The following is a 12445-nucleotide window of genomic DNA, read 5'->3' as shown; positions in this document are numbered from 1 at the left end:
TTCCGCTGCGAAAGCATCACTTCTTGCTGCGCGAGAGCTTGCCAAGGAGATTGCCCAGGCCCGCTTTCTTTCTTGCCTTGATTTCGCTGCGCCCGGTCAGCACATGCGCAATCTCGTTGACCATGCCGACGACCTGGTTCTTGGCATCCATTTCACCGAGCATGCGCCCATTATTGGCGGCATTTCCGAACAGCTGCGGCTCGAAAGGAATCACCGACATCGGCGACAGGCCGAGCGAGTCGGCGAAGTCGGATGACGCAATCTCCGGGCGCTTCGGCACGCCTGCCTGATTGATGATCAGCTTGGGCGGCGGATCGTTCGGGCGAAGCCGCTTTAACATGTCGACGAGATTCTTGGTGTTGCGCAGATTGGCCAGCTCCGGCGTCGCTGTGATCACGATCTCGTCGGCCTTGACCAGCGTGTTCTTGGTCCAGCCTGTCCAGATGTGCGGGATATCGAGCACCAGAAGCGGCACACTGCGCTGGGCCGTGTCGATAAGCTGCATGAAGGCGTCGGGATCGAAATCGTAGACCCGGTCGAGCGTTGAAGGTGCTGCAAGCAGCGACAGGTGCTCGGCGCACTGGGCAAGCAGCCGGTCGAGATAGACCTCGTCGACGCGCTCCGGTGAGAAGACCGCCTCGGCAATGCCTTGCGCCGGATCCTGATCGAAATTGATGTTGGCCGTTCCGAAAGCAAGATCGAGGTCGGCGACGACCACTTCAGATTTGAACAGGGACGACATCGCCCAGGCCACATTGTGGGCAATGGTCGAGGAGCCGACGCCGCCCTTGGCGCCGATGAAGGCGATCGAGCGGCCGATCGGCTCGGCCTCCGGATCAACGAAAATCGACGATATCACGCTGACGATGTCGGCCATCGACACCGGCGCGATGACATATTCGGAAATGCCGGAGCGGATGAGCTCGCGGTAAAGGCCAACATCATTGTAGTGGCCGATGACCACGACCTTGGAGGTCGGATCGCAATATTCGGAGAGCTGCGTGAGCTGCTCGAGCAATTGCGTCGGCTCGCTGCGCGATTCCAGCAGGATCAAGTTCGGTGTCGGCGCCGATTGGTAGAATTCGATGGCGGTGGCGATGCCGCCCATATGGGCCTTCAGATGGGCCTTCGCCATGCGGCGATCCTCGCCGGCGCGCTCGACCGGATTGGCAACGCCTTCGGTCTCGCAAAATGCCTGGATCGAAATGCGCGGAATCGGCCGCAACGCCTGCATGGCGGCGATATCCTGCTGCGAGGTTTCGCCGCCGTCTAGCCCTGCGTCGTAGGCAAGATTGCTCATTGTCATTTCTTTCCGTGACCTGCGCGGCTCAAGCTCAATATTCCACTTCGGAATTGCCGAGGAACTCGTCCGAAATGCCTCTCTGGCGGTAGACGTCGATCACCTCGCCGCGATTTTCCGCGTCGATATCGGATTGCTTGCGCGGCCCGATTAGATCGGCTGGGTTGGCCATCTGGGCGGCAAGATTGTTTTGATAAGAGCAGCCGAAATCGGCGTAGTGCTTGTTTTCCGACGTCTCCAGCAGATCTTCGGGCCAGCGCCCACATTTATCGGTCTGGGCCTTCACCGAGACAAAGGCGACGCGGATCGGCGCGGACGCTTCGGCCGAAACCGACTGGTAGGTAGTCACGGCGATCCGGTTGCGGCTGATGCCGCTGGCAATCGCAAGCCTGGCGAAATCGCGACCGGCTGCGGTCGCGGCGATCTCGTTGGCCGAACCGCTCGGGATCGAGATCGTCAGAGCCGGAGCGGCACTCTTGTCGTAGCCGTCCAGGAAACCCAGAAGCGTGGCGCGTTGAGACCCGGTCATGCCGCGGTCGCCGGCGCCGACCGGAAGGTCGATCTTCTGGACCTTCTCAGCGATCACGATCGGATGCGTGGTGCGATAGTCGTCCGGAACGGCACCAACCGTGATGCTGTCCCGCTTGGCGCAGCCCGCCAGCAATGCCGCGACCGCAATCGCCAGGACCGGAATGGCCGGCCGGTAGGTCCGCGAACGGCCGGGCCGCATCGCTGCGATGATCTTCCTTGGCTTCGACGCTGACTGAGACATGTCCGCTTCCCCGATCACTTGTAGATGAAGCCGACAACGCCGTGGTAACGGCCGTTGGGCTTGTCGGTCTGCATGGTGCCGTAGACGCGATTGACACGGCCAAGGAACATGCCGGCGCCATCGCTGGCCGCGTTGAAATTGTCATCCGGCTTGGCAAGCTCGTTGCGCGCCACCGGCTTCACCAGGTAGGGCGTGATGATGATGACGAGCTCGGTTTCGTTGCGGACGAAGTCCCTGCTGCGGAACAGCGTGCCGAGCACCGGTATCTTGGTCAGCCCGGGCAGCCCCGCGACCGCCTGCCGGATATCGTCTCGAACGAGGCCGGCGATCATCATCGAACCGCCGGAAGGCAATTCGACGGTGGTGTCGGCCAGGCGTTTGCGGATCGACAGCAAAGTGGTGCCGGGCAAGTCACCACCCCCTTCGAGCACTGTGGCGCCTTCCGTCGTAGGCTCCGAAACCGACGTCCTCACTTTAAGGCTGATGCGGCCCGCCGAGAGCACGACAGGCTGGAATTCGAGGCCAATTCCATATTCGAGCTTTTCGTTGGTGTAAGTAACCTGGCCCGTTTGATTGTCGCCTGAAACGTTGTTCGTTCGGCTTGTGATGAGATTGAATTCACCGCCGACTTTGAAAGTCGCTTTCTCACCCGAGACTGCGGTCAATGTCGGCTCGGCCAGCGTCTTCATGACACCGCTTTGCTCCATGGCGTTGATGTACGCTTGAAGCGCCGAGGTGCCGATTGAAAGTCCCGAGTTTTGCGACAGTGGCTTTCCCAATCCGTATGCGGGGCTGGTCAGTGCGCTCCAACTGATGCCGTTGCTGCCGCCGTCGCCAATAAGGTTGACGCCGAGCTGCTTCATCACCGAGCGGCTGACTTCGGCCACCGTCACTTTCAGCGTCACCTGGTCGTCGCCGATGATCTGCAGCAGGTTGACGATCTGGCTGACGCGGCGCTCGGAATCCGGATTGTCGATGTCGACACCGGCTTCGGCCGAGCCGCCGGAGGCGGTCTGCGAATATTGTCCCGTGGTCGCTTCACCGCCGGACACGAAGATGGTTGCCAGATCGACCGCGCGCTTGGCATCCAGGGGAGTGTCCACGGTTCCGGTCAGGACGACGTTGTCGTTCAGCAATTCGACCGCAATGGTCGATGACGGGATGAAGCGCCTGATATAGTCTTCCAGCCCGGCGACGTCGCGTTCGACTGCCAGATCCAGGCTGACGATCTGTTCGCCATTGGGGCCGAAGACGAAGATGTTGGTGTCGCCCACCGCCTTTCCGAACAAATAGATGCGCCTGGCGGTGCGGGTCACCGCATCGGCGACCGCCGGATTGGCGACGAGAATATCATAGGCATCGCTCGGCAGGTCGATGACCACCGATTTGTTGAGACCGAGCTTGACGCGCTGGGTGGCGGTCGAAGCCGACACCTCGGCATTCTTGCCTGCCGCATTCGCCTCGACGACACCATGCGCATTCGTTCCGAGGAGAAACAGGCCGATTGCCGCAGCCAGTGTGACCGGCAGTCCAGCGTGTAGCCTCATTGCCTTGCCCCCACTTCGGAAACTTCGCCCGACTTTATCAATCGCACCGTTCCGCGCCGCCCATTGCCGGAAACGAGATAGTCGGCCTCGCCCAGATTCTTCTCCTGGGTATCGCTGATCGACCGCAGCGCCAATGTCAGGCGATCCGCCATCTGCTGGGCGACGGTGATGATTTCCGCCTGCTGGGGTGTCAGCTCCAGCGTGGCGGTCTGGCCGACTCTGGTCCTCTTGCCTTCCTCGTCCTCCTGGATTGTCTGGTCGATTGCCAGGACGCGAATGTTCTTGAGGATGGTTTCGGTCGTAAAGCCGCTGCCGCCATTCGCGGCATCGGCTCTGCGGGTCATGATGACGTCGACGAAATCGTTGGGAAGAATGAAGCCGCCGGCCGAGGTGTCGGCCGATACGGCCGTGGCGACGGCCCGCATGCCGGAGGGCAGGATGGACGACATGAAGCTCTGTCCCTCGCCGATCAGCTTGGAGCGCCGCAAAGGCTCGCCGGCATACATCGCCACACGGGCGACACCGCCTTTCAGCTTCTCAAGCGCTTCGGGCTCCGCGGCACGGGTTATGAAATTCGCGTTGATGCCGTCGGCCGGCCAGGACTGCCAGCTGATATTGTTCTCGAGCGGGCTGCCCATCGGAACGTCGCCGGACAGGACAAGCACGTCCTGAAGCGCGATTGCCGGCGCCGAGGGGCCGGAATCGACGATTTGAGGCGGCGGAGCCGCCACCATGTTTTTTGCAACATAGCCTGCGCCACCCGCCGCGGCCACCGCCACGCCTAGAATGATCAGTCGGGATGCTGGCATTTGTCCGAACCTCTTGGCAAACCACGTAGCCAAGCCGGACCTTGCAGCGGCAATCGTCAAAACAAGGTTAATATAATGCTTACGATCGTGATTAATTTAAGGTTTACATAAATTTGAGGCATCCGGTTCGGCCCGTAAAAAAGGCGGCCAAGCCGCCTGCTCCAACGCCAAAATCGAAATAGTGGAAGCCTAGTCTCACGAGGGAAAGTTGGCGGCGAGAATTAGGCCGCCAGCCTTACGAGTGCCCACGCCATCAACGGCGAATTCGGAAAGGTGAGCAGCCCGCCAATGCCGAGCGCTATGCCATAGGGTACGCCGGTCGTCTCGTCGGCGAAGTGGCGTAAAAACGGATTGTGACTTGTAACGGCTGCAAGCGGCGATTTGCGATAAGCGAGGATGGCGAGCGTCAGGAGGCCCCCGATGAATGCCGAGGCCACGAGATATTCGACGAGATGAATGTTCAGCCCCATCCAGAGGGCCGTGGCGGCCAGCAGCTTGGCGTCTCCGCCTCCCATGCCGCCGAGCGCGAACAGACCGAACGTCACGGCGAGGACAAGGCCGCCGGAGGCGAAATGCAAGCCATAGGTTGCCCAGTCCATGCCCGTCAGCGGTGCGACCAGAGCGAAAACAGCCACGAGCAGCACCGGCACGCGATTGGCGATCGTCATCGACAGCATGTCGGAGATCGCGGCGAAAAGCATGCAGAACGGAAAGACAACGAAGATCAAGGCTTCAATCATCAGCGCAGCGCCCATGGTACCTGGCCCAGCCTAGACGTGTTCGATTAACGATTGATGAGGCCGGGAATTCAAAATCGCCTGACACAACGAATAAGGGCCGCCAAACGAGGCGGCCCTTGATCCGAAAAAGCGACTAACGTCGCTATTATCAGGCGCCGTTCAGCGTCGAGGAGATATCCTTGAACTTCTGGTTGATGCTATTGCCCAGTTGACCGGCGCCGACCATGATAGCGAGTGCGATGAGGGCGGCGATCAGACCATATTCGATGGCGGTCGCGCCGGATTCGTCCTTCACAAAACGTGCAATGAGATTAGACATTCGAGAGCTCCTACTCCAGATGTTACAGCAATTCCGTCAACTTCTCTTGGTGGCTGATCGGATGCTGCCAATCTATGGAGAAGCTCTTTCGATCGGCTTAATAAACAGCCTTACCGATTCCTTTCCCGCTTCGAAGGCATTGCGTGGTTAACCGTAAACTAAGTGACGCTCGCGAACCCGACAAACACCCCAAAGGCCGAGAAAGCCGCAATTTGGCGATTTGAGAAAGGGGCGGCGCGCTCCAGGCGATCATGATTCCGATCCCGACATCACCACGGCTTCCATCCGCTTAACCGTTGGTTCACCAATCTCGTTCATGTTCCGTTGAGCAGTTCGCCGCCGTGGAGCGCTTCAATGACCGGGCCGAGATCGTCCTTTCCGATTGCCGCGCTTCTTGCCACCACGGCCTTCGTCGTGCCGGCCAATGCGGGCGGCGGCATCGAGGTTACGATGAACCAGGCGAAGATCGTCAAATTGTCGCGCGCCGCCGATACGATCGTCGTCGGCAATCCGGCGATCGCCGATGCCTCCGTGCAGGATGCTTCGACGATCGTGCTGACGGGCAAGGGCTTTGGCGTCACCAACCTCGTCGTCCTCGATCAAGAGGGCAGTCCGATCGTCGACGAGCAGATCACTGTCGTGCGACAGGACGCGTCGTCGGTGCGCATCTATCGACGTGCCGAAATACAGACCATGTCCTGCACGCCGTATTGCGAAAGCTCGTACAAGAGCGATGCGGAGAAAGCCTCGGAAGCCGAGATGAGCGCCGGCCAATAAGCAACTGGGCTATTCTCGTCTCACTGAAATGCCGCTTTGGTTATCGGCCGCTTAAAACCTTTCCGTCGAATTTAACGATCATCCAAACCGCGCCTCAATGGGTTTCCGCTAATGTTTCCTCCGACACCCCCATCAGGATCGGCGAAGACGGGACATGAGCAAAGCAGGACGAGCGAGCTTTTCCGCGCGATTCCTTGGTGACCGGCGCGGCAGCACGGCCATCGAATTCGCGATGCTTGCGGTGCCGTTTGCGCTCCTCGTCTTTGCCATCCTGGAGAGTTGCATTTCATTTGCCGGGCAGGAGGTGATGGCCAACATCACCGACGACGTCGCGCGCCAGTTACGGACAGGGCAGCTAAAGAGGGCCGACGTGACCGAGGCCACGCTGAAGGCCATGATCTGCAGCCGGCTGGAGATCATGGTCGCCAAGGACTGCCCCGGATTGCTGGTGGACCTGCGCGAATTCCCAACCTTCGCCGACGCGGCAACCGCGGGCTTCAAGATCACAACAGCTGGCGACATCGAGCTGACCGGCACGAAAATAACGACCTTTACGGTAGACCCGGGCCTAGCTGCATCGAAGAACATGCTGCGGGTTTTTTACAAATGGCCGGTCATGACCGATTTCATGGCTAAATCGATGGCCAATCTGGACGGCGGCAAGACGCTGCATTTCACATCGGTGACCTGGCAGAACGAGCCGTTCGACGACTGAACCGAGCCATTGCGTGAGTGGGGAAAAGGACGAGGGCATGGGGCGTGCGGGGGCACATATGGGAATCACTGGGATCTGCACGAAAGCCATCCGGTTCTGCTGCGATCGCCGCGGTGTCGCGGCCGTTGAGTTTGCCTTCATCGTGCCTGTCCTGCTGATCATGTACTTCATGACCATGGAAGCCTCGCAAGCCATCGAGACCAGCAAGAAGGTCAGCCGCATAGGCAGCATGGTGGCGGATCTGGTCACCCAGCAGGAGATAATCTCCGCCGCCGATCTCGATGCGATCATGAAGATCGGCAACTCCACCCTTCAGCCCTACAACCGCTCGACCCCGAAGATCGTCATCACCGCGATAAAGGTCACCAACGAAACGCCGCCGAAGGTGCAGGTCGTGTGGTCACGCAAGATGGTTGGCGATGCCTTCAGCGCCGACGCCGCCAAGGACTCCGTCACCACGATTCCAAAAGCGCTTGAGATCAAGGACACCTTCCTCATTCGCGTCGAAAGCGATCTTGCATACGAGCCGATCATCACCTGGTCGGCGGACAGCGAAAAGCGACTTGGATTGAGCTCGGCCTTCAACAAGATATCGATGGGGGAAACATATTATCTCAGGCCCCGCAGGAGCCTGACGATTCCTTGCGCCACCTGCTGAAACAACCGCGGGCAGAGCGGCGGACTCTCAAATCGAGCCGCACCGCCGCTCCATTTTTTGAACTCGGATTGACACAGAACCGGTCTTCTTTTTTTGCTCCGATGCTCCGACGCCGGTTGCTATTGCTGTCGATGGTTGCCTGACACCAGGCGCACGATCGCCGCGGCCATCGCGTAGTCATCCGGACTGGCGACGGCGAAGCCGCCGGAATGTTTCCATTCCAGAAGATCGTAGACATCCGGCGACATCGATCTGAGATTGATGAGGAACACGGTGAGCCGCCGTTTGGCTTCGGGGTCGAGATCGCTGCGGACGGCATGGGGACCATATCGCAGCACGCCGGACGTCCACACGACCCGAAGTGCTGCTTTCGAAATCCCTGCCATTTCCAGCCTAGCCACCGTGCCGCCCGGAAGATCCGGCTGACCATCGGCCATCGCCGGCATCCAGCCGAACAGGGCATCGGCCTCACCATCGACCAGCATCGTTTCAGCCGCCGCAGCCGAACTGGCGTGCGTCAGAAATGGTGCGTCCTCGGCAACCTTGACGCCTTCGGCGGCCAGCCCGGCAAGTGGCAAGAGAGAACCGCCGACGCTGTCCGGGGGCGCCATGGCGACCCGATGTGCTTCCATCGCGGCCAGATCCGGGACCTTGCCGTCCCGCGTCAGCAAGACGGAGCGGATGCCGACCGCGCCGTCGGAATCGACAGGCGCCACAAGAGGCTCGACGCATTCGCAACGTTCGGATGCGGTGGCGTAGGCGGTCGCCGAATAGACCGCATATTCGATCTGGGCATTGGCCTGCGCCTCGATCAGCGCCGCGTAGTCGCGGGCAACGACAAACTCCACCCTCATGCCGAGCGCCTTGGTGTAGGCATCCGTCAACAGCTCAAGACCCGGAACGGTGTTGCCGGCGCCGGGCTCGGCAACGATGCCGACACGAAACGTGCCGATGTCGTCCCGCCAATCGGCGCGCGCCGGGTTTGACCAGGATGCGCCCAGCATCGTCATAATGGCTACGGAGGCCTTCAAGGCATGCCTCATGTGAGTCCCCGCTCGCCTTTCATCGATCCATGCCTATGCCGGCATTTCGCGGCATCTCAACTATCGCGCCAAGCCGTCTGGTTCCGAATTGCCAATGGCGCCGCGGAACCCTATGTCTGGGCGGACGGACAGACAATAATAATGAACCCTGCAATGGCGCGCGCCTTCCTTTTCGTTCTCGATTCCTTCGGCATCGGCGGCGCGGCCGACGCCGAGCGCTATGGCGACGCCGGTTCCAACACGTTCGGACACATCGCCAGAGCCTGCGCAGAAGGCCGGGCGGATCGCGAGGGGCTGCGCAAAGGACCGCTTTTCATACCCAATATGCTCTCGCTCGGTCTGGGCCACGCGGCGAAAACCGCGACAGGATTCAGCATCGACATCGGCGGCAAGGCCCAGCTCGCCTCCGCCTTCCATGGCGCGGCGCAGGAGATTTCAAGCGGCAAGGACACGCCGTCGGGCCATTGGGAAATCGCCGCCTTGCCAGTCCGGTTCGACTGGGGCTATTTCCCGAACACGGTTCCCGCCTTTCCAGCCGAGCTGACCGAAGCAATCATCCGCGAAGGAGAGGTGCCGGGCGTTCTCGGAAATTGCCATGCCCCGGGCACGGAGATCATCGAACGGCTCGGTGAGGAGCATATACGCACCGGCAAGCCGATCTGCTACACTTCGGTCGACTCCGTTCTGCAGATCGCCGCGCATGAAGTTCACTTCGGCCTGGAACGGCTCTACGAATTCTGCAAGGTGGTGCGCAGGCTGGTCGATCCGCTGAACATCGGACGGGTGATCGCGCGACCTTTCATTGGGGAAACCGCCGCGAGCTTCGAACGGACGCACAACCGCCGGGACTATTCGGTGCCGCCACCCGAACCAACCCTGCTCGACCGGCTGACGGCGCGGGGCAGCCGGGTCATCGCGGTCGGCAAGATCGGCGATATCTTCGCCCATCGCGGCATTTCGGAAGTGCGCAAGGCCGCCGGCAACATGGCGATGTTCGACAAGGCGCTCGGCGCGATGGATGACGCGGGCGACGGCGATCTCGTCTTCGCCAATTTCGTCGACTTCGACACCGAGTTCGGCCATCGGCGCGACGTTGCCGGCTATGCCGCCGCGCTCGAGGCCTTCGACCGGCGGCTGCCGGAGGCGCTTGCGCGGCTGAGGCACGGCGATCTTCTCATCCTCACGGCCGACCATGGCAACGATCCGACCTGGCACGGCACCGATCATACGCGCGAACGCATTCCGGTGATCGGCACGGGATCAGGTTTTGGCGGTGACATTGGGCTCAGAACGACGTTCGCCGACATCGGTGAAACGGTCGCCGAGCATCTTGGGCTGGCACGCGGCCGCCACGGCACCTCCTTTTATGCAACGATAGGCGGCCATGCCTGAATTGCCTGAGGTCGAAACGGTCCGGCGTGGCCTGCAGGCGGTCCTGGAAGGCGCCCGCATCGCACGCGTCGAGGCACGCCGGCCCGACCTGCGCTTTCCGTTTCCTGAAAAATTCTCGGAGAGGCTGACCGGCAAGACGATTACGGCACTCGGTCGCCGGGCCAAATACCTGACGATGTATCTGGCAGGCGGCCCGGTGCTGATCTGCCATCTCGGCATGTCTGGTTCGTTCCGCATCGAAATGTCCGATGACAGCGAAATGCCCGATAACAGCGAAATGTTGGGCGCGTTTTATCACGAGCGCTCGAAAAACGCGGTGCACGACCATGTCGTCTTCCATGTCGTCTCGCCCAAAGGCGTCCGGTCGCGCGTGACCTTCAACGACCCGCGTCGTTTCGGCTTCATGCTGTTTTCGGAAGGGGCGCCCGACACGCATCCGATGCTGGCGGGGCTGGGCGTCGAGCCGACAGGCAATGCGTTGGACGGCGGGCTTCTCGCCTCGCTGCTGAAAGGCCGGAAGTCGCCGCTGAAGGCGGCACTTCTCGATCAGCGGCTGATCGCCGGGCTCGGCAATATCTATGTGTCGGAAGCCCTGTGGCGCGCCAGCCTGTCGCCGTTGCGCGAGTCGGGCACCATCGCAAAGCCTGGAAAGAAGGCCAGACAGCAGAGCGACGCCTTGGCCGAAGCAATCCGCGCGGTGATCGCCGATGCAATCGCCGCCGGCGGATCGTCGCTGCGCGACTATGTGCAGACCGACGGGTCCCTGGGCTATTTCCAGCATTCCTTCGCGGTCTACGATCGCGAGGGCGAACCCTGCTCAAAGCACGGCTGCGGCGGCCACATAGAGCGCGTCGTGCAAAGCGGGCGTTCCACCTTCTATTGCCGGACCTGTCAGATGTGAGCCAGCCTGGACGCCATGTGTGAGTTGGACGCCAGATGTAGATAGATGACCGAGCGAGGAGATACAGTCATGACCTATGAAACGATTATCGTGGAAACCCGCGGCAAGGTCGGGCTGATCACGCTGAACCGGCCGAAGGCGCTCAATGCGCTGAACTCCCAAATCCTGGCGGAAGTGGTCGCGGCCGTGAACGGCTTCTGCGCGAATGCCGACATCGGCGCGATGGTCATCACCGGTTCCGAAAAGGCCTTCGCGGCAGGTGCGGACATCAAGGAAATGCAGGCGATCTCCTTTGCCGACGCCTATGTGCAGGATTTCTTTGTCGGCTGGGAAGAGTTCACCCGGGCGCGCAAGCCTGTTATCGCGGCAGTGGCCGGCTATGCGCTCGGGGGCGGCTGCGAACTGGCGATGATGTGCGACTTCATCATCGCCGCCGACAACGCCAAGTTCGGCCAGCCCGAGATCACGCTCGGCGTCATGCCGGGAATGGGCGGATCACAGCGCCTAACCCGCTTCGTCGGCAAGTCGAAGGCGATGGACATGTGCCTGACCGGACGGATGATGGATGCCGCGGAGGCCGAGCGTTGCGGCCTGGTGTCGCGCGTCGTGCCTGCCGACGAGCTGATCGAGGAGGCGTTGAAGGCGGCGGCCAAGATAGCCGATTTTTCGCTGCCCTCGGTGATGATGGCGAAAGAGGCCGTCAACCGCGCCTATGAAACGACACTGGCCGAAGGGCTGCGGTTCGAGCGCCGGCTTTTTCACTCCCTGTTTGCGCTCGACGACCAGAAGGAAGGCATGGCCGCCTTTACCGAGAAGCGGAAGCCGAATTTCACGAACCGGTAGATCGTGACGACGGCGGCGGGATGCGAGCGACAACAGTGGCCAAAAAGAAGGCGAAGCAGCGTTGACGCGCCGGAAAAGCTGAACTATAAGCCGCACCAACCGAGGCGGCCCTGTGGCTGCCCGTTTGTTTTTTGCGCCCTGCGGCATCCCGCATGCGCCCACCAGATCAGAAGAGAGGCATCATGGCCAATACCTCCTCGGCCAAAAAGGCAACGCGCAAGATCGCCCGTCGCACGGCGATGAACAAGAACCGCCGCTCGCGCGTGCGGACCTATATCCGCCAGGTCGAGGAGGCGCTCGCCTCGGGCGACAAGGCCGCCGCGCAGGCTGCTTTCAAAGTGGCGGAGCCGGAATTGATGCGCGCCGCGACCAAGGGCGTGGTGCACAAGAACACGGCATCCCGTAAGGTGTCGCGCCTGGCCCAGCGGCTCAAGGTGCTGTCGGCCTGATATACCTTTCCAGAACTGATCTTCTTTAAACCCGGCCGCTCGCGCCGGGTTTTTTCGTTTGCCGGCAAGTACTTAAAAAGAATGCTCGCAAACCACACCTCCGCGCGAACTTCAATGTTCGAAATGCTTTGCCGGCATATACATGCCTGCTGATATTCAAGGCCGCTGAAAGCGTCCGCG

The 12445-nt window shown here is 61.0% G+C and carries 14 protein-coding genes; 7 read left to right on the top strand and 7 right to left on the bottom strand.

Going from position 1 to position 12445, the window contains the following annotated elements; translation table 11 throughout:
- Positions 1 to 16 precede the first annotated feature (16 nt).
- From EOC94_RS10630 to EOC94_RS10605, 6 genes are all read right to left on the bottom strand, one after another.
- Complete coding sequence (locus EOC94_RS10630) at positions 17 to 1306, bottom strand: CpaE family protein (RefSeq protein ID WP_127290283.1); 1290 nt, start codon at positions 1304 to 1306, stop codon at positions 17 to 19.
- Between the two features lie 28 nt (positions 1307 to 1334).
- A complete protein-coding gene (locus EOC94_RS10625; protein ID WP_126103730.1) occupies positions 1335 to 2072 on the bottom strand; it encodes a CpaD family pilus assembly protein in 738 nt (245 codons plus the stop codon).
- Positions 2073 to 2086: 14 nt separating this feature from the next.
- The gene (locus EOC94_RS10620; protein WP_127290281.1) at positions 2087 to 3619 is read right to left on the bottom strand and encodes a type II and III secretion system protein family protein; all 1533 of its coding nucleotides are present in this window, start codon (positions 3617 to 3619) and stop codon (positions 2087 to 2089) included.
- Positions 3616 to 4428 (bottom strand): Flp pilus assembly protein CpaB, encoded by an 813-nt coding sequence (gene cpaB, locus EOC94_RS10615; protein WP_127290279.1) that lies wholly within the window; start codon positions 4426 to 4428, stop codon positions 3616 to 3618. Before cpaB ends, EOC94_RS10620 begins: the two co-directional genes overlap by 4 nt.
- A 221-nt stretch (positions 4429 to 4649) precedes the next feature.
- A complete protein-coding gene (locus EOC94_RS10610; protein ID WP_127203553.1) occupies positions 4650 to 5168 on the bottom strand; it encodes a prepilin peptidase in 519 nt (172 codons plus the stop codon).
- Positions 5169 to 5316: 148 nt separating this feature from the next.
- On the bottom strand, positions 5317 to 5487 hold the full coding sequence (locus EOC94_RS10605) for a Flp family type IVb pilin (RefSeq protein ID WP_126103734.1): 171 nt from the start codon (positions 5485 to 5487) through the stop codon (positions 5317 to 5319).
- A 354-nt stretch (positions 5488 to 5841) separates the two neighbouring features.
- Between EOC94_RS10605 and EOC94_RS10600 the strand changes: the two genes are divergently transcribed.
- The 3 genes from EOC94_RS10600 to EOC94_RS10590 all read left to right on the top strand — a co-directional run bounded on the left by EOC94_RS10600 (position 5842) and on the right by EOC94_RS10590 (position 7637).
- Entirely contained in the window at positions 5842 to 6264 is a 423-nt protein-coding gene (locus EOC94_RS10600; protein WP_126103735.1) for a pilus assembly protein N-terminal domain-containing protein, read from the top strand.
- Between the two features lie 154 nt (positions 6265 to 6418).
- Positions 6419 to 6979 carry a TadE/TadG family type IV pilus assembly protein gene (locus EOC94_RS10595; RefSeq protein WP_126103736.1) on the top strand — a complete coding sequence of 187 codons (561 nt, stop codon included), beginning with the start codon at positions 6419 to 6421 and terminating at the stop codon, positions 6977 to 6979.
- A 37-nt stretch (positions 6980 to 7016) separates the two neighbouring features.
- Entirely contained in the window at positions 7017 to 7637 is a 621-nt protein-coding gene (locus tag EOC94_RS10590; RefSeq protein ID WP_127290443.1) for a TadE/TadG family type IV pilus assembly protein, read from the top strand.
- A gap of 119 nt (positions 7638 to 7756) precedes the next feature.
- On the opposite strand, the gene EOC94_RS10585 is transcribed toward EOC94_RS10590, so the two are convergent.
- A complete protein-coding gene (locus EOC94_RS10585) occupies positions 7757 to 8680 on the bottom strand; it encodes a PhnD/SsuA/transferrin family substrate-binding protein (protein ID WP_127290277.1) in 924 nt (307 codons plus the stop codon).
- A gap of 153 nt (positions 8681 to 8833) precedes the next feature.
- On the opposite strand from EOC94_RS10585, the gene EOC94_RS10580 reads away from it, so the two are divergent.
- From EOC94_RS10580 to rpsT, 4 genes are all read left to right on the top strand, one after another.
- On the top strand, positions 8834 to 10072 hold the full coding sequence (locus EOC94_RS10580) for a phosphopentomutase (RefSeq protein ID WP_127290441.1): 1239 nt from the start codon (positions 8834 to 8836) through the stop codon (positions 10070 to 10072).
- Entirely contained in the window at positions 10065 to 10973 is a 909-nt protein-coding gene (mutM, locus tag EOC94_RS10575) for a bifunctional DNA-formamidopyrimidine glycosylase/DNA-(apurinic or apyrimidinic site) lyase (protein ID WP_095487910.1), read from the top strand. Before EOC94_RS10580 ends, mutM begins: the two co-directional genes overlap by 8 nt.
- A 69-nt stretch (positions 10974 to 11042) precedes the next feature.
- Positions 11043 to 11816 carry an enoyl-CoA hydratase gene (locus tag EOC94_RS10570; protein WP_095487908.1) on the top strand — a complete coding sequence of 258 codons (774 nt, stop codon included), beginning with the start codon at positions 11043 to 11045 and terminating at the stop codon, positions 11814 to 11816.
- Between the two features lie 182 nt (positions 11817 to 11998).
- On the top strand, positions 11999 to 12265 hold the full coding sequence (rpsT, locus tag EOC94_RS10565; protein ID WP_095487906.1) for a 30S ribosomal protein S20: 267 nt from the start codon (positions 11999 to 12001) through the stop codon (positions 12263 to 12265).
- Positions 12266 to 12445 lie beyond the last annotated feature (180 nt).

This window comes from Mesorhizobium sp. M6A.T.Ce.TU.016.01.1.1 (genome assembly GCF_003997065.1).
Taxonomy (GTDB): Bacteria; Pseudomonadota; Alphaproteobacteria; order Rhizobiales; family Rhizobiaceae; genus Mesorhizobium; species Mesorhizobium mediterraneum.
Note: the sequence above shows the minus strand (reverse complement) of the source record. Positions and strands in the feature narration are given on the sequence as shown.